The organism is Mesorhizobium sp. M1348 (assembly GCF_040317925.1).
Classification (GTDB): domain Bacteria; phylum Pseudomonadota; class Alphaproteobacteria; order Rhizobiales; family Rhizobiaceae; genus Mesorhizobium.
Genome location: NZ_JAMYLH010000013.1, coordinates 1 through 17,182, shown reverse-complemented (window position 1 = coordinate 17,182; position 17,182 = coordinate 1). Strand labels below are relative to the sequence as shown.

At 62.4% G+C, this 17,182-nt stretch carries 14 protein-coding genes; 3 read left to right on the top strand and 11 right to left on the bottom strand.

The window, feature by feature from the left end; genetic code table 11:
- Positions 1 to 4: 4 nt before the first annotated feature.
- From NKH13_RS20945 to NKH13_RS20915, 7 genes are all read right to left on the bottom strand, one after another.
- On the bottom strand, positions 5 to 853 hold the full coding sequence (locus NKH13_RS20945; protein WP_352720926.1) for a carbohydrate ABC transporter permease: 849 nt from the start codon (positions 851 to 853) through the stop codon (positions 5 to 7).
- On the bottom strand, positions 853 to 1,776 hold the full coding sequence (locus NKH13_RS20940; protein ID WP_352720925.1) for a carbohydrate ABC transporter permease: 924 nt from the start codon (positions 1,774 to 1,776) through the stop codon (positions 853 to 855). Before NKH13_RS20940 ends, NKH13_RS20945 begins: the two co-directional genes overlap by 1 nt.
- A gap of 176 nt (positions 1,777 to 1,952) precedes the next feature.
- On the bottom strand, positions 1,953 to 3,230 hold the full coding sequence (locus tag NKH13_RS20935) for an ABC transporter substrate-binding protein (RefSeq protein WP_352720923.1): 1,278 nt from the start codon (positions 3,228 to 3,230) through the stop codon (positions 1,953 to 1,955).
- A 30-nt stretch (positions 3,231 to 3,260) separates the two neighbouring features.
- On the bottom strand, positions 3,261 to 4,448 hold the full coding sequence (locus NKH13_RS20930) for a PLP-dependent transferase (RefSeq protein ID WP_352466360.1): 1,188 nt from the start codon (positions 4,446 to 4,448) through the stop codon (positions 3,261 to 3,263).
- Positions 4,445 to 5,179: a FadR/GntR family transcriptional regulator gene (locus NKH13_RS20925; protein ID WP_352466359.1), complete on the bottom strand. Its 735-nt coding sequence runs from the start codon at positions 5,177 to 5,179 to the stop codon at positions 4,445 to 4,447. Before NKH13_RS20925 ends, NKH13_RS20930 begins: the two co-directional genes overlap by 4 nt.
- A 464-nt stretch (positions 5,180 to 5,643) precedes the next feature.
- Positions 5,644 to 7,017 (bottom strand): PleD family two-component system response regulator, encoded by a 1,374-nt coding sequence (locus NKH13_RS20920; protein ID WP_352720919.1) that lies wholly within the window; start codon positions 7,015 to 7,017, stop codon positions 5,644 to 5,646.
- Between the two features lie 33 nt (positions 7,018 to 7,050).
- Positions 7,051 to 7,467: a response regulator gene (locus NKH13_RS20915; protein WP_348625950.1), complete on the bottom strand. Its 417-nt coding sequence runs from the start codon at positions 7,465 to 7,467 to the stop codon at positions 7,051 to 7,053.
- Positions 7,468 to 7,639: 172 nt separating this feature from the next.
- Between NKH13_RS20915 and NKH13_RS20910 the strand changes: the two genes are divergently transcribed.
- On the top strand, positions 7,640 to 7,939 hold the full coding sequence (locus NKH13_RS20910; protein ID WP_352914172.1) for a DUF3572 domain-containing protein: 300 nt from the start codon (positions 7,640 to 7,642) through the stop codon (positions 7,937 to 7,939).
- Between the two features lie 66 nt (positions 7,940 to 8,005).
- On the opposite strand, the gene NKH13_RS20905 is transcribed toward NKH13_RS20910, so the two are convergent.
- Together NKH13_RS20905 and NKH13_RS20900 are read right to left on the bottom strand one after the other, a co-directional pair.
- A complete protein-coding gene (locus tag NKH13_RS20905) occupies positions 8,006 to 9,490 on the bottom strand; it encodes a hypothetical protein (RefSeq protein ID WP_352720915.1) in 1,485 nt (494 codons plus the stop codon).
- Between the two features lie 97 nt (positions 9,491 to 9,587).
- Positions 9,588 to 10,163, bottom strand: a complete 576-nt coding sequence (locus tag NKH13_RS20900; RefSeq protein ID WP_352720913.1) for a GNAT family N-acetyltransferase — start codon at positions 10,161 to 10,163, stop codon at positions 9,588 to 9,590.
- Positions 10,164 to 10,231: 68 nt separating this feature from the next.
- On the opposite strand from NKH13_RS20900, the gene NKH13_RS20895 reads away from it, so the two are divergent.
- Positions 10,232 to 11,560 (top strand): DNA polymerase IV, encoded by a 1,329-nt coding sequence (locus NKH13_RS20895; protein WP_352720911.1) that lies wholly within the window; start codon positions 10,232 to 10,234, stop codon positions 11,558 to 11,560.
- Positions 11,561 to 11,563: 3 nt separating this feature from the next.
- Here the strand turns inward: NKH13_RS20895 and NKH13_RS20890 are convergent, their stop codons facing one another.
- The gene (locus NKH13_RS20890; RefSeq protein WP_352720910.1) at positions 11,564 to 12,070 is read right to left on the bottom strand and encodes a hypothetical protein; all 507 of its coding nucleotides are present in this window, start codon (positions 12,068 to 12,070) and stop codon (positions 11,564 to 11,566) included.
- A 173-nt stretch (positions 12,071 to 12,243) separates the two neighbouring features.
- Here NKH13_RS20890 and NKH13_RS20885 point away from each other — a divergent pair, with 173 nt between their 5' ends.
- The gene (locus tag NKH13_RS20885; protein WP_352720908.1) at positions 12,244 to 13,125 is read left to right on the top strand and encodes a DMT family transporter; all 882 of its coding nucleotides are present in this window, start codon (positions 12,244 to 12,246) and stop codon (positions 13,123 to 13,125) included.
- 14 nt (positions 13,126 to 13,139) lie between these two features.
- On the opposite strand, the gene dnaE is transcribed toward NKH13_RS20885, so the two are convergent.
- Positions 13,140 to 16,667: a DNA polymerase III subunit alpha gene (gene dnaE / locus NKH13_RS20880; RefSeq protein ID WP_352914167.1), complete on the bottom strand. Its 3,528-nt coding sequence runs from the start codon at positions 16,665 to 16,667 to the stop codon at positions 13,140 to 13,142.
- Positions 16,668 to 17,182 lie beyond the last annotated feature (515 nt).

The following is a 17,182-nucleotide window of genomic DNA, read 5'->3' as shown; positions in this document are numbered from 1 at the left end:
CGATCTATCCCTTGACGGCACCGGCGGTAAGGCCGGTGACGAGGTAGCGTTGCAGGAAGGCAAAGAAGACGCAGACCGGGATCAGCGCCAGGATGGAAGCCGCCATCATCTGTCCCCAGTCGACCGCGAATTTGCCGATATAGGTGAGCAAGCCGACCGCGAAAGTCTTCTGGTCGTCGCTGGAAATCAACATCAGCGCAAACAGCAACTCGCTCCAGGCGGCGGTAAAGACGAAGCCGAGCGTCGCGCCCATACCGGGCAGCGTCAGCGGCACGATCACCTTGCGCATTGCCTGCAGGCGCGTGCAGCCGTCGATCATGGCTGCCTCTTCCAGGTCTCGCGGGATGCCGTCGAAGAAGGATTGCATCAGGAAGGTCGCAAAGGCCGTATTGAACGCGGTGTAGATGACGACGAGGCCGGTCAGGCTGTTGATGAGGCCGATCTGTCCCATGATGCGGTAGATCGGCGGAATGACCATCACCAGCGGAAAAGTCTGGGTGAGCAAAAGCAGGATGGCCAGGGTCGCCTTGCCGCGGAAGGAAAATCGCGACATGGCGTAGCCGGCAAGCGTGGCAATGACCGTTACGAAGGCTGCCGTCGACACCGAAACGATAACGCTGTTCAGGAAGTAACGCGGGAAATCGGTGGCTTCGAGCACAGTGATGAAGTTCTGCAGCGTCGTTTGCGAGGGCCAGAAAGTGATGCCTTCGGAATAGAGCAGCCGCTCGGGCGTGACCGAGATCTTCAATGTCCAGAAGATCGGGAACAGCGCGAAGGCCATGTAGGCACCGATGGCGCCGTAAAGGCCGATGCCGCCGACAACGCGCGAGGAAGCGGAACGTCCGGCAATCATCAGACGTGCCTTACCAGCGAACGGCGGATGCCGATCAGCGCAACCGCATAGACGATGAGCAGCACGAGCAGCAGCACCGCCACAGCCGAGGCATAGCCCTTGTCCAGCGACTTGAACGCGCTGACATAGATATAGACCGGCACCGTGGCCGTCGAACCGGCAGGCCCGCCTTCGGTCATGACGAAGATCAGGTCGGCGAAGGTGGCGATCCATATCGTGCGCAGCATGACGGTAATGACGATGGTCGGCGCCAGGAACGGCAGCGTCACCTTGGTGAAGCGCTGCCACGGCGAGGCGCCGTCGATCGCCGCCGCCTCATGCAATTCCGACGGGATCGACTTCAGCGCCGCCAAAAGCGTGATGGCAAAAAAGGGAATGCCGAACCAGACATTGGCGACGATCGGCCCCCACATGGCGGTCGACGGATCGGAGAGCACGTTGGTAGGCTCGGCTTTCAGCCCCAATGCGTAGAGCCAATGCGGCAGCGGCCCGATGATCGGATTGAACAGCCAGGCCCAGGTCAGGCCGGAGAGGAAGGACGGCACCGCCCAGGGCAGGAAGACCACGGCCTGTACGATCTTTCTGCCCCGGAACGGTGTGTCGAGCAGCAGCGCCAGGCCAAGTCCCAGGAAGAATTGGAAGAACAGGCTGGCTGCCGTCCACCACAGCGTGTTGACGAGCGCCTGCCCGAGCACGGGATCCGACAGCATCGCCTGATACTGCCCAAGCCCGACATATTCGGATTTGAAAGCGGAGAATTTGCGGAACGAGTAACCGATACCGATAACCAGTGGCACCAAGAGCACGACGACCAGCAGCACGATCGCCGGGCTGAGATAGAGCCAGGGCTCGATCGCAGCATGGGATAGCCGCTTCTTTCGCGGCCTGCCGGCGGATCGTATTTCGGACACGGCGTAGGTCATTGGTGCTGGATCGTCTCCTGGAACAAGCATGGGCTGGCGACAGCGCCTTCCCCGTTTACGGGGAGAAGATGCCGGCAGGCAGATGAGAGGCAGCGCGAGCCAAGTCGGGTTGGCGCCGCCCCTCATCCGTCACTTCGTGACACCTTTTCCGCGTGAACGGGGAGAAGGGAGGAAAGCTATTTCTTGTTCTTGGCCATCCAATCCTGCTGTTCCTTGGTCAGGAACTTGGCCCATTCGTCGGCCACGTCCTTGGCCGCCTTCTGACCAAGCAGCACTTCCTGAAAATTCTTGATCGCCACCTGGTCGACGAAATTGCCGAGATTTTCCAGATGCGTCGGAGGCGTCACCATCTCGTATTTGTCGCCGTTGTTCAGTTCCTCGAACCAGCCTTTGAATTGCTCCGTCCTGAAGTGAGCGTCCTGGTCGGCGCCGTTGTGGATCGGAATGACGCCGACTTCCTTTGCCCATTCCAGATTGTCCTTGGGCGACAACAGCGTCGCCATCAGCTTCCACGCATCGTCCTTGTGCTGGGAATTGGCGAACATCGCCCAGCCGGCATAACCGAGCGTCGGATAGGATTTGCCGCTCGGCCCGACCGGCATCGGCGCCACGGCGAAGTCGTCGGCGCTCATCTTGTCGGCGATGCCGAGCAGCGCGTCGGGATCCTGGTTCAGCATGGCGCAGGTGCCGCTGTAGAAGCCGGTGACGGTCTCGTTAAAACCCCAGCTCACCGCATCTTTCGGCGCCAGGCCGTTCTTGTACATGTCGGCGAGCATCTGCAGGCCCTTGACCGAGCCTTCCTCGTTGATGGTCGAGGTGCCGTCCTCGTTGAAATAGCCGCCCTTGCCGGCGGCGATGTTCATGAACATATGCATGCCGTTGAAGGCGCCCGGGCCGCCGCGCAGGCAGTAGCCATATTTGCCCGGTATCGCCGAGATCTTCTTGGAGTCTTCGACGAATTCATCGAGCGTCGCCGGCGGACCGTCCAGGCCGCCCTCTTTGAACAGCTTCTTGTTCCAGAACAGCGCGTTCAGGTAATAGCCGTAAGGGATCATGTACTGCTTGTTGTCGACCGTCGAGCCGAACTGCTTGGCACGTTCGCCCAGCGTTTTGGCATCGTCCCATTTGGACATGTATGGCCCGAGATCCTCGAGCTGGCCGTTGGTCGCATAGAGACCCATCCAGCGTTCCGGCATCTCGACGATGTCGGGCGTGTCGCCGGCCTGCACCATGGTGAGGAATTTCTCGAATGCCTGGCCCCAGGGCAGCGATACCAGCTCGATCTTGACGCCCGGATTGGCCGTCTCGAACTCGGCGATCTGCTTCTTGAGGAATTCGGTACGCGGCGGACTGGTGATGACCTCGACCATCTTGACCGTGGAATCGGCCAGCACGCTGCCGGCGGAAATCGCAAGACCCGCGACGGCACCAAGAAGGATGCTCAGTTTTTTCATGTTCAGCACTCCCATTTTGAACGGCTCCTTTTATCTTTTTGCTCTGTCGAAGGCCTGGGCAACATCCGCCCACAGGTCTTCGACACTCTCCAATCCGACACTGAAGCGGATGGTTCGGGGGCTGACGCCGAAGCGCGCCATCGAATTCAGGCCCGGCGTCTGCTCGAGCGAGGCCTTTGCCGGAACGACCAGGCTCTCATGGCCGCCCCAGCTGACGCCGATGCGAAAGAGTTTCAGCGCATCGACGAAAGCCGGGATGTCAACGTCTTCCGTCACCTCGAATGAGAACAGCCCGGCATAGCCGGCAAGCGTCGCCTTGCCTGGATGGTTGGAATAGGCCGGGTGGTTGACCCGCTCGACATTGCCATGCGCCTTCAGCCGTTCGGCGATGGTCAGCCCGCTCTTCATGTGATGCGGCAACCGCAGCGGCAATGTGCGCAGGCCACGCAGCAACAGCCAGGCCTCGAAAGGCGAAAGTTTGCCGCCGAGGTAGGAATAGGTCTGCTCGTTGATGTGTCGAATATGGGCCGCCGAACCGGCCACCACACCGGCGACGGTATCGCTGTGGCCGCCGAGATATTTCGAAGCCGAATGCAGCACCAGGTCGACACCGTGCGAAATCGGCTTCTGGAACACCGGGGTCGCCCAGGAATTGTCGATCGTGGTGACGATGCCCTGCTCTTTGGCCAGCCGTGCCAGATGGGTTATGTCCTGAAGCTCGAACATCATCGACGTCGGGCTTTCCAGGTAAAGCAGCTTGGCGCCGGGAAGTGCTGCCGCGACCGCGTCCGGATCGGAACCGTCGACATAGTCCACCTTGATGTTGAGCCGCGGCAACAGCCGTTCGAACAGCCTATAGGCGTCGCCGTAGCAATTGCGCACGACGACCATGCGCTCGCCGGCACCGACGAAAGCAAGCACCGTGGCGCTGATCGCTGCCATGCCACTGGAAAAGCCGCGCGCGGCCTCCGCCCCTTCGAGAGCGGCGACACGCGCCTCGAACTCCATGACCGTCGGGTTGTCGCCGCGCGAATAGATCGGCTGGCGTCGCCTGCCGGCGAATGTGTCGGCCATCTCGGCATAATTGGCGAAGGTGAAGAGCGAAGTCTGGTAGATCGGCGGTACCACCGCACCGCCGGGGAAAGGCTCGTCATGGGCGAGAAGCGTCGCCGCCTCGGCGAGATAGTCGTTTTCGAAATCGGCGGAATGGTCGCTCATTTCTCGCCTGAAAGTTTGAGTTTGGCCGCACCGCGCTTCAGATCGTCCTCGACGGTGGCGATCAGCTTGAGCGCCTCGGCCCGGGCTCCCTCCGGATCGTGCGCGGCGATGCGTTCGTAGATCGTACGGTGGTAAGGAAAGCTGGCGTGGCCGAAATCACGAACGCCAAGCGGATGCTCCCAGAAACGATGGAACAGTTCGTGCATGGCGGCGATGATCTGCTCGAACAGCGGATTGCCGGACGTGCGATAGATCGACTGGTGGAATTCCCAGTCCTCCTCCGCCGACATGCCGGCGCGCGCGTGGAAGGCCTGCTCCATAATGTCGAGCTTGCGCGCGATCTCGGCGATCTCGGCCTGGCCCGCGCGAACGGCGCACAGGGCGGCGGCTTCCGCTTCCAGTGCCCGGCGGATTTCCAGCGTCTGCATCAGGCTGGTGAAATCATTGCCGCCGGCCAGCGTCAGCGGCATGTGCAGCATGTCCAGCGAGACCACTCCCTTGAGATAGGTGCCGCTGCCTTGCCGGCGTTCGACCAGGCCGAGCCCTTCCCAGCGCGTCAGCGCCTCGCGCACGGTGTTGCGGCTCACCTTGAGGCGCTCGGCAAGGATGCGTTCGGTCGGCAGTCTCTGGCCGGGCCCGAGGGCTTCGCGCATCACAAAGCCGGCCAGCGCCTTGAGCACCGCGTCGTCGCGAGCAGTTGCCTGTATGGGGGAAAGGCCGAATTCGGTCATGCCAACGGGTCACAAATGGCTCAATGGTCCAACCAATTTCGGCATAGAAGACAGGCCCTGTCAATCGGCTGCAGGCACATTCGCACCCGCCCCCAGCGTGCGGATCAAGGGGCGGTCTATCTGCCACGACAAAAAAGCCAATATTTTCCGGATATTGGCGCAGAATCCTGATGTGTTTTGAAAATTGGGGGCCGGCCGGCGTTTGGCAGCGGTACGAGGAGGCCACTATGTGCCAGCGCCGGCCGGCCGACCCCACGGACCCAGGAGATGCGGCGGACCTGAGCATCATGGGGTATTCTTCGGGTCGAACCGGCGATCTAGCCTCGTGCCGGTTACGTCTAAGGGCTGCACATTTGCGCAACAACTTATGGAAATCAACCGTTTCTTAACCAAGCCTCGCAAATCGCTTGGATTAAGGTAAATTCGTAACCTTGTCGCGTTGACTGGCCAATTGGTGTTCGGTGCTAAGCCGCCTTGGCGACGACGCGATTGCGGCCGCCGCTCTTGGCTTCGTAGAGCGCGAGGTCGGCGCGTTTCATCAGCGCGGAGACCGTGTCTAGCCCCTTTAGCACCGACGACACGCCGACGCTGACGGTGACTTCGACGGCCTTGCCTTCGGTGCCGACGGCAAACGGCAGTTGGGCGATTTCGGCGCGAATGCGCTCGGCGACCTTTTCGGCTACCGCGCCGTCGGTGTCCGGCATGACCACGACGAACTCCTCGCCGCCGAAGCGGCAGGCTAGATCGATGCCGCGCACATTCTTGCGCAGCCGCCGCGCGAATTCGCGCAGCACGTCGTCGCCACCGTCATGGCCATGCGCGTCGTTGATGCTCTTGAAGCGGTCCAGATCCGTGATCATCACCGATAGCGGCCGGCGCCGTGCCACGGCGCGGTCGAACAGCGTCTGCAAATGGCTGTCGAGATAGCGGCGGTTGTGCAGGCCGGTCAGGGCATCGGTCACCGCCATCTCGATGGTCTGGGTGACGCTGGCGCGAAGCTGGTCGTTGTAGCGCTTGCGGCGCACCTGCGTACGCAGCCGCGCCGTCAGCTCCTGCTGGTCGATCGGCCGCATCAGATAGTCGTTGATGCCGAGTTCGAGGCCGCGGATGATACGCCCCTCCTCGCCCTCGTCCGCCAGAAGGATGATCGGCAGGAAACGGGTGCGATCGAGCGAGCGCAATTGCGAGCAGAGCCTCAGCGGGTCGAAATCGGCGAAGGCCGTCGAGATCATCACGCATTCATACGGCTGCTCGGCGGCCTGGAAGAAGCCGGCATGCGGATCGTTGGCGACGTCGAGATCGGCACTGCCGCGCAGCATCTTCTGGATGCGCTCGAACGAGGATTTGCGTTCGTCGACCAGCAGGACCTTCGGCACCGCGTCGTCGGTAGCGAAGTTGCGGCTCAAAAGCTCCTCGATGCCGATATTGCGTGTCGTCGAGGCGCGCAGCCGCAGCTCGTCGGTGAGCGACTTCAGCCTGACCAGGCTCTTGACGCGCGTCATCAACTGCAGATCGTTGACCGGCTTGGTCAAAAAATCGTCGGCGCCGGCCTCGAGGCCGCGCACCCGGTCCGAAACCTGGTCGAGGGCGGTGATCATCACGACCGGGATGTGCGATGTCGCCGGGTCGCCCTTCAGCCGCCGGCAGACCTCGAACCCGTCCATGTCGGGCATCATCACGTCGAGCAGCACGACGTCGACCTTGCCGTTCTCGCAGATCTCGATCGCATCCGGCCCGTTGGTGGCGGTCAGAACCTCGAAATATTCGGCGAGCAGCCGAACCTCCAGCAGCCTGACATTTGCTGGGATGTCGTCGACGACGAGGATCCGCGCGGTCATTTCACAAAGCTCCGGCTCGGCTGGAAAGGCGCATCAGGCATCGCCCAGGTAGGATTTGATGGTCTCGATGAAACGCGGCACCGAGATCGGCTTGGAGATATAGGCCTCACAGCCGCCCTGGCGGATGCGCTCCTCGTCGCCCTTCATCGCGAAGGCGGTGACGGCGATGACCGGGATGACGTGGAGATCGTCGTCCTCCTTCAGCCATTTGGTGACCTCAAGGCCCGACACTTCAGGCAGCTGAATGTCCATCAGGATGAGGTCCGGCCTGTGCTGCCGCGCCAGATCCAGCGCTTCCAGGCCGTTGCGTGTACGCACCGTCTCGTAGCCGCTCGCTTCGATCAGGTCGCGAAAGAGCTTCATGTTGAGCTCGTTGTCCTCGACGATCATAACCTTCTTTGGCATCGATTTCCCGTCCCGGCTGGCCTTCCACTCGAAGGGTGCCGTCATGCGCTCCTTGTCGGCACGCACCAAACCTGTTCCCACTATACGGCAATATGATTGACGAAACGGAAACCGGCCGCCCGAAAAGCGTTCGGATTCCAGGTCGGCGAGCTTGCTGCCGGCAACACTTGCCACTACTGCGAAAACAGAACGATTCCGCCCACGAAGGAAGGTAGCGATGGCAAACCCAGCGTCAATGCGCGAGGAAGCGGAAACGATTGCCGTAAAGGCGTTGGGCTTCGTCGCCGCCGATCCGGAACTTCTGCCCCGTTTCCTGGCGATCACCGGCATCGAAGCCCATTCCATCCGCCGGGCCGCCGGCGAGCCGGGATTCCTGGCCGGCGTGCTGCAGTTCATCCTCGCCCACGAGCCGACGCTGATGCGTTTTTCCGAGGAGACCGGAACGCCACCCGCCGCAGTCGGCAAGGCATTGCGGGCGCTCCCGCTCGGCGACGACAATCATGAGCATTCGATATAAGCGGCGATCCCGAGACAGCGGATAGATCGAAGAACTTGCCGCCGACGACGGGCCAGTGCTGATACTTTATGGCGTTGCCTCTTCCCCACTGTCGTCCGTCCCAATGGGGTCGGCCGGCTTCAGCATGGCGCCGTTGACCATCACTGAACCGTCGGCCTTGGTGTTGATCACCCATTCAAGCCGGCCGTCCGGCAGCGTCTTGCCAAACCCTTTGATCGCCAGCGCGCCGGTGAAATACTGCGCGGCCTGCGGGTCCGTCTTCGCCGCCGTCTGCAAGGTCTCCACGATCTTATCGTAGCCGGTGATGTCGATTGTCACATCCGCACGCGGCTTCTTGCCGGGGAAGGTCATCTCGCCTTCCATCGCAATCTCGATGTTGCCGTTCTTGATCGTGCTGTGTCCGAGAATGGCCTTTGGCGTCTTGGCCAGGAAATCGGCGGAGATCTGGTTGCCGAAATCTGCCGGCAGCGGTGGATCCTTGCTGAAATCAAGGGTTTGGATGGTTTTCTTCGCCATGCTGTCCAGATCGATGTTGGCGCCGCCGAAGTTGATGTCGATATCCGTCGGCAGCAATGCAACGCTCCAGCTGGGCAGCACCTGCTGCGGTATTGTAAGGCCGGAAACCTTGAACGCGTAGTTGATCTTGCCGTTCTTGGCGATGCCGTCCATGCCGACGGCGGTATTCATTTGCGTCGCACCGAACTTGCCAACCGGACTCTCCACCACAAAGTCCTTGAAGCCGTAGGTGCCGTCGATCCGCTCCCACAATGGCAGTGCTGCCGTCAGAAGCGATTTGAACTCCGCCTCATCCGCCTTGAATTTGGCTGCATCGTCAGTCGCCACGATGAAAGCAAGCAGGTCGAGCAGCGGCTTTGTCCGCAAACCCTTGCCGGCCGCATCCACGGAAAGTTCAGGCGCTTTTACAGCAGCCGGAAAACTCAACCCACTTTTGGGATCGTTGACTTTGATCGTTTCGGCGAAGTTTGTTATTTTTTCCGTCACGGTGAAATCGATGCCGCCATTTGCGGATTTGGTCGAAACTATTACGGCAGTGCCAGGACCGACCGTGACATCCGCCTGCTGCTTGGGCTCTCGGGTGGTCATCGTCATGCCAGCCATCGAACCGGTCGCGCTCGCGAAAGCGGCCAGGTCGGGGTCATAAACTCCGGCGAACTTGTTGTCCGACACGGAGAAGTCGATGTGCTGCGCCCCCTCAGGGCCAACGAAATCGATAGACCCCTTCGGGGACACGTCCGCCGAAACGTCCCAGTGTCCATCTTTGCGTGGCTTGACCAAGATGAAGTAAGGCGTGACGTCGAACTTGAAGGCTTGCTGCTTTGCCATCAAATCCGTGACTGGTTTGAAGTCGAAAGCGAGCTTGTAGGCATCGCCGTCGACTGAAATTTTCACGAACCCGATATCGAACAGCTTCTTGCCGATGTAGTGCGCCAGATCGTCGGAAAGCTGCTTCGCGCCTTGCCTGTCGACCGCTTGGCCGAAGGCCGGTGCGCTGCAGGCAAGAAGTAAAACAAGTGGCAAAACGCGCTTCATGTCGATCCTCACTTAATCGCGGCCCTCAAGCCGTTCTATCACTGGTAGGCAAATACCATCACAGCCGCAAGAGAAGGCCTATGTGCTGCGGCGGCTGTTACAGCACCAGTCGCACCAGCGGCCGGCCCGGCTTGCGTTCGACCAGCCGCTGGAACCCGGCCTTTTCGAAGACCCGCGATGAGCCGACGAAGAGGCCGATCGAGCGCGAATCCTTCGACAGATCCATCGGGCAGGCTTCGATCAGCCGCGCGCCGTTCTGGCGGGCGAACTCGATGCCGCCCGCGACCAGACGGTGCGACACGCCCCTACCCCGCGCCTTGGTCCGGATGAAGAAACAGGAGATCGCCCAGACACCCGGATCGGTCGCATCGGCTGGGTCGACGGGAGCCGACCCCCTGCCCTTATTGTTCCACTCGGGCACGTCGGCGCGCGGGCCGATCTGCATCCAGCCGACCGCCTGACCACCCTCGAAGGCCAGCAGACCGGGTGGTGGCCCGGCCTCGATCCGGGCCTTGATATGATCCTTGTTCCGCTCCCGGTTGCTCGCGCGGCGCGCTGCCGGCGACAGCCGGAAATGTGTGCACCAGCAGCCGTAGCAGGCGCCTTGCTTACCGAAAAGATCTTCGAAATCCGCCCAAAGCTCGGGCACTAGCGGCGCTATGGTCGTATTCATGAGCTCTCTCCCGGCCCACCGCCTTGTCGTGGCGTCCGTCCTGACGTACCATTGCATTTGTTCTCTTTATGTTCGCAGCGATGGCGGCCCCTGTCAACAATCCCGAACACGGTTTTTGCCGCGACTGCCTGAGTTTTCAGCGCAGCGAGGCACGCCGTTGCGAGCGCTGCGGCAGTCCACGGCTCGCCCGCCATCCGGAGCTCTACCGGCTGCGCCTTGCCCATATCGATTGCGACGCATTCTACGCGGCGGTCGAAAAGCGCGACAACCCGGCGTTGAAGGACCGGCCATTGATCATCGGCGGCGGCAAGCGTGGCGTCGTATCCACCGCCTGCTACATCGCCCGCATCCATGGCGTGCGCTCGGCAATGCCGATGTTCAAGGCGCTCGAAGCCTGCCCGGAAGCGGTGGTCCTCCCGCCGGACATGGAAAAATACGTCCGCGTCGGCCGCGAGGTGCGCGCCATGATGCAGGCGCTGACGCCGCTGGTCGAGCCGCTCTCGATCGACGAGGCCTTTGTCGACCTCGCCGGCACCGAGCGCCTGCATGGCCTGCCGCCTGCGGTGGTGCTGGCGCGCTTCGCACTCAGCGTGGAAAAGGAGATCGGCATCACCGTTTCGGCGGGCCTTTCCTACTGCAAGTTCCTGGCCAAGGTGGCGTCGGACTTCCGCAAGCCGCGCGGCTTTTCGGTGATCGGCGAGGCCGAGGCTATCGGCTTCCTGGCTGAGCAGCCGGTGACGCTGATCTGGGGGGTCGGCAAGGCCTTTGCCGCCACGCTCGAGCGCGACGGCATCCGCACCATCGGCCAGCTGCAGCGCATGGAACGCGGCGACCTGATGCGCCGCTACGGCGTGATGGGCGACCGGCTCTACCGGCTTTCGCGCGGCGAGGACGACCGTCGCGTCGTTCCCGACCAGGACGCGAAAAGCGTCTCGGCGGAAACCACTTTCGACACCGACATCGCCTCCGTCGACGAATTGGTTTCGGTGCTGAGGGCGCTGTCGGAAAACGTCTCGGCCCGGCTGAAGAAATCCGGCATTGCCGGACGCACCGTCGTCCTCAAGCTGAAGACCCAGGATTTCAAAATCCGCACGCGCAATCGCCAGCTCGGCGATCCGACCCGGCTGGCCGACCGCATCTTTCAGACCGCGCTCGAGCTGCTGCGCAAGGAAGCGGATGGCACGAAATACCGGCTGCTCGGCATTGGCGTCAGCGATCTCTCCGACGATGACCGGGCGGACCCGCCCGATCTGGTCGACGTCCAGTCACGCAAGCGCGCCATGGCCGAAGGCGCCATCGACACGCTGCGCGGCAAGTTCGGCCGCAGGGCGGTGGAGACCGGCTATACCTTCGGCAAGGGCCGCGACGCCCATCCGCCCGAACCGGTCGAGGAGTGATAGTCAGGTGCGCCGCAGATCGATCCGGGTGGTCACCACACTCTTGCCGGTTTTCGGATCGGTATCGACGACGGTCAGGCGCATGCCGTCCTCGCCGTTCTTCTCGACCTTCATTTGCGCCGTGCGATCGCCATTGACCTCCTTGGCCCAACGGATGCCGAGATTGATAGCGTTGCCGGAACGGCTGCCGCTCAGTTGCGCCGGCCCGGTGCGCGATCCGACATAGGTGCCGGTATACTTCGTCCCGCTGGACTTTAGATCCGCGCTGATGGCGCGCGTCACCACGATCAGACCACGGCAGCTGCCGTCGAGCGACAATGAGCTCGACGTCGCGTCGGAATTGAAATGACAGGAGACATTCACCGTCGGGGCATCGGTGGTGACCTTGACGATGCCCTTGCCGGCGAAATTCCCCTGGAATGAGCGAAGAAAATCCGGATCGTCGGCATGCGCTGCGCCAGCCCCGGCGGTCAGGCAGCCGGCAAGTACAAATCGTGCAAGTGATTTCATCGGACCGCTCCTGGTTGGTATCCAAAACACAGCACGCAAACACTGACCGACCAACGCTTCCCTCAGCCGAGGGTTCCGGCTTCAACATCACTGTTTGCAACGCTTCACGGCTGGCCCAGCCGAATGCGTCGGCTAGCGGTTGCGATGAGCGCTCCGGCTTGCGACATAGCCGCATGGTACCCGCACCCTCGATCCCCAAGGCCGCGTTCTGGATGGCGCTGTCGATCGCCTCGTTCCTGGCGATGTCGGTGGCCGGCCGCGCCACGACGGCCGAACTCAACGTCTTCCAGGTCCTCGAGCTGCGCTCGGTGATCGGCTTTTTCATCCTGTTGCCGCTGGTCATGATGTCAGGCGGTTTTGCGGCGATGCGCACCGGGCGTCCGCTGGCCCATATCGCCCGCAACGTCGTCCACTATACCGGCCAGGCTGCCTGGCTCTACGCTCTGACGCTGATCCCGCTTGCGGTACTGATCTCGATCGAATTCACGACGCCGATCTGGACCGCGCTGCTGGCGGTCGCTTTCCTCGGCGAAAGGCTCTCCCGGCCACGGCTCGCGGCGATCGTGCTGGGGCTGATCGGCGTTGTGATCATCGTGCGTCCGGGCGTCGGCGCGGTCAATCCGGGACATGTCATCGTGCTGGGAGCCGCGGTCTGCTTCGGCGTCTCGGTGGTCCTCGTCAAGTCGCTGACGCGGACGGACAGCGTCGTGCGCATCATCTTCTGGATGCTGATCATCCAGTCGCTGCTTGGCCTGGTCCCGGCGCTTTACGAATGGCGCAACCCGCCGCTCGAGCTCTGGCCGTGGATCCTGCTCATCGCCTTCACCGGCATGTCGTCGCATTTCTGCATGGCCCGCGCACTTGTCTATGCCGATGCGACGGTCATCTCGCCAATGGACTTTTTGCGCGTGCCGTTGTCGGCGGTGATCGGATGGCTGCTCTATCACGAGCAGATCGACGCCTTCACCGCCGGTGGCGCCCTGCTGATCCTCATGGGTAATCTGCTCAACCTGCAGCGGAGAGCTCCGCAACCGGCGGAGATCGCCGCTTCATAAGCGTGCGCTAACTCTTAGACCAGCTCCACTTCAACCACGCCCGGCACCGCGCGCATGGCCGACGCGATCTGCGGCGAGATACGATAGCGACTGGGCAATTCGATCTCGACCTCACCCTGGCCGTCATCCTTGATCAGCACGAAGCTTACCTGTCCTTCGCCCTTCACGGCAAGCTGGCCGGCAAGCGTGCCGATCGGTGCTGCGTCGCGCACGAAGATGCGCAACGCTTTCTGGACGCGACTTGCCTCGTCCTCCAGCGACTGCACGGTCTGGATGCGCAGATTGACGCCTTCCGGCCTGTCCTCGGCCGAAACGGTGATGACCACAGAGCGGCCGGGTTCGAGCAGGTCGCGGTATTGCGCCAGTCCCTCGGAAAACAGCACCGCTTCATATTGGCCTGACGTGTCGGAAAACTGCACGACGCCCATCTTGTTGCCGGTGCGCGTCTTGCGTTCCTGCTTGGTGGTGACCGTGCCGGCGAGCCGGCCGGCGGCGGCACCGCGTTTGACGGCGGCCGAAAACTCGCCCCATGTCTGCACCCGCATTTTCTGCAGCGCCACCTTGTATTCGTCGAGCGGATGCGCCGAGAGATAGAACCCGACCACCTGGAATTCACGGTGCAGGCGGTCGGCGGCGAGCCAGGGCTCGGTCGCCGGCAGGTTGAGCGCCTGCGACTGTGCGCCGAGCGAGGCGCCAAAGATGTCGTGCTGGCCGGTGACGGCATTCTGCTGCGCCAGCGACGCCAGTCCCATCATCCGCTCGACGCCGGCCATCATCGCCGCGCGGTCATGACAGAAGCAGTCGAGCGCGCCGGCCATGATCAGGCTTTCGAAGACACGTTTGCCGACGATCTTCGGATCGACCCTTTCACAGAAATCGGCGAGGCTCTTGAACGGTTTTTCGCCGCGCGTGGCGACGATGTGCTCGACCGCCGCATCGCCAACGCCCTTGAGCGCGGCCAGCGAATAGAAAATGCGGTTCTCGCCGACCTCGAAATCCCGGAACGACGTCATCACCGACGGCGCCACCACCTCGATGCCGAGGCGCAGCGCATCCTGGCGGAAATCGGCGAGCTTGTCCGTATTGCCCATGTCGAGCGTCATCGATGCGGCCAGGAATTCGACCGGGTAATGCGCCTTCAGATAGGCGGTCTGGTAGGAGACGACGGCATATGCGGCGGCATGCGATTTGTTGAAACCGTAGTCGGCAAACTTTGCCAGCAGGTCGAAGATGAAGTCGGCTTGCGGCTTGCCGACGCCGCGCTCGACGGCACCCGAAACAAAGCGCTCGCGCTGCTTGTCCATCTCGGCGCGGATCTTCTTGCCCATGGCGCGACGCAGCAGATCGGCTTCGCCCAGCGAATAGCCGGAGAGCTCCTGCGCGATCTGCATCACCTGTTCCTGGTAGACGATGACGCCTTGCGTCTCCTTGACGAGATGGTCGATCTTCGGGTGGATCGACGCCATCTCCTCCTCGCCGTGCTTTCTGGCGTTGTAGGTCGGGATGTTCTCCATCGGCCCCGGCCGGTAGAGCGCAACCAGCGCGATAATGTCCTCGATACAGTCGGGCCGCATGCCGATCAGCGCCTTGCGCATGCCGGCGCTTTCCACCTGGAACACGCCGACCACTTCGCCGCGCGACAGCATGGCGTAGGTTTCCGGGTCGTCGAGCGGAATGTGGGCGAGATCGATCTCGATGCCGCGGCGGCGGATCAGCTTGACCGCTCTGTCCAGCACGGTCAGCGTCTTCAGGCCAAGGAAGTCGAATTTCACCAGCCCGGCCTGCTCGACATACTTCATGTTGAACTGCGTGACCGGCATGTCCGAGCGCGGGTCGCGGTACATCGGGACCAGCTCCGACAGCGGCCGGTCGCCGATGACGATGCCGGCGGCGTGCGTCGAGGCGTGCCGATAAAGACCTTCCAGCTTCTGCGCCGTATCGAGCAGCGTCTGCACGATCGGCTCGCGCTCCGCCTCTTCGGCAAAGCGCGGCTCGTTGGCGATGGCGTCGGCGAGCTTGACCGGATTGGCCGGGTTCGACGGCACCATCTTGCTCAGCTTGTCGACCTGGCCATATGGCATCTGCAGCACGCGGCCGACGTCGCGCAGCACCGCGCGCGCCTGCAGCGTCCCGAAGGTGATGATCTGGCCGACCTGGTCGCGGCCGTATTTCTGCTGGACGTAGCGGATGACCTCCTCGCGCCGGTCCTGGCAGAAGTCGATGTCGAAGTCGGGCATCGACACGCGGTCGGGATTGAGGAAGCGCTCGAACAGCAGCGAAAAGCGCAGCGGATCGATGTCGGTGATGGTGGTGGCATAGGCGACCAGCGAGCCGGCGCCCGATCCGCGGCCCGGCCCGACCGGAATGTCTTGCGCCTTGGCCCATTTGATGAAGTCGGCGACGATCAGGAAATAGCCGGGATATTTCATCTTCTCGATGACGCCGAGCTCGAAATCCAGCCTCTCGCGATATTGCTCGACTGTATAGCCGGGCGTCGGCCCATGCGCCGCCAGCCGCGCCTCCAGCCCTTCATGCGCCTGCCTGGCAAGCTCCTGCGCCTCCGCCTTGACCGCAGCATCGGCGTCGGCGACATCGCGGCCGGCAAAGCGCGGCAGGATCGGATTGCGCGTCTTCGGGTAATACGAGCAGCGCAGCGCGATCTCGACGGTGTTGTCGATTGCTTCCGGCAGGTCGGCGAACAGCCTCGCCATATCGGCCTGGCTTCTCAGGAAGTGGTCGGGCGAAAGGCGGCGGCGATTGTCTGCTGCAACCACGGAGCCTTCGGCGATGGCGATCAGGGCGTCATGCGCCTCATAGTCTTCACGAGAAAAGAAAAACGCCTCGTTGGTGGCAACCAGCGGCAGATCGTGGCGGTAGGCGAGGTCGACCGACGACTGCTCAATCGCGCGGTCATAGCCGGAGACCCGCTCAAGCTCGACATAGAGCCGGTCGCCGAACAGGCCCTTGAGCGCCAGGAGCCGGGTCTCGGCGAGTTCGCGGCGGTCCTCCTTCAAGGCATTGCCGATCGGACCGCGCGGCCCGCCGGTAAGGCAGATCAGACCGTCGGAATGGCCCTGCAGCATCTCGCTCGTCAGATGCACCGCTTCACCGGGCGGTGTCTCGAGGTAGACGCGGCTTACCAGCCTGACCAGATTGCCGTAGCCGGCCTCGGTTGCGGCGATCAGCACCACCGGCCGCATCTCCGGCCCTTGCCGCCTGCGGTCGCGCTGGCTGTCGCTCGCCTCGCCGGAAAAGGCGAGGTCGATCTGGCAGCCTATGATCGGCTGGATGCCGTCCTTTACCGCCTTCTGGGCGAATTCCAGTGCGCCGAACAGATTGTTGGTGTCGGTGACGGCGATTGCCGGGCATTCGTCCTGCACCGCATGGCCGACGATCTTGCCGAGCTGCAAGGCACCTTCGAGCAGCGAATAGGCCGAATGCACGCGCAGATGAATGAACCGACGCGCCGCCTGCTCCGCCCGCGACGCCTTTGCATAGGCCTCGCGCAGCAAGGGATCGCGTGGAAGTCTCTCATCCGCCATGGTTTTTTCGCGCCGCCTCACAAGGACTCAGTCGATGAAGATGTATTGTCCGGCACCGGACGATGCGAGTCCAGCGGAAGCGATCAGAACCTAGCGAGCTTGGAGCAATCGCTTTCGTCGGCCGAAAAGTGCTGCCGCCGAGCTGCCAATCTCCCCACTAGAGGGGGAGATGTCCGGCAGGACAGAGGGGGGCGCTGTCCCGCCAACCTCGGGCCCAGAAACACAAAACCCGCCTCAAAGGCGGGTCGTTGGAGCTAATTAGCACCATATCCAAATTGATAGCATAGCTGCCGGCACAAAGCAAGAACAAAATACGTTGCGGTGACAAAAAATAGGAATTGCCAGCTTCCCGAGCTCGTGCCCAACCAATTGCAAGGTCGCGTTCCTTCGCGCCCCCTCTGTCCTGCCGGACATCTCCCCCCTCTAGTGGGGAGATTGGCTGTCATCTCGGCTTCGCCAATCTCGTAGGGTGCAGAAGGGGCACTGTCCCCGAAGCTGCCGATCTCCCCCCTGGA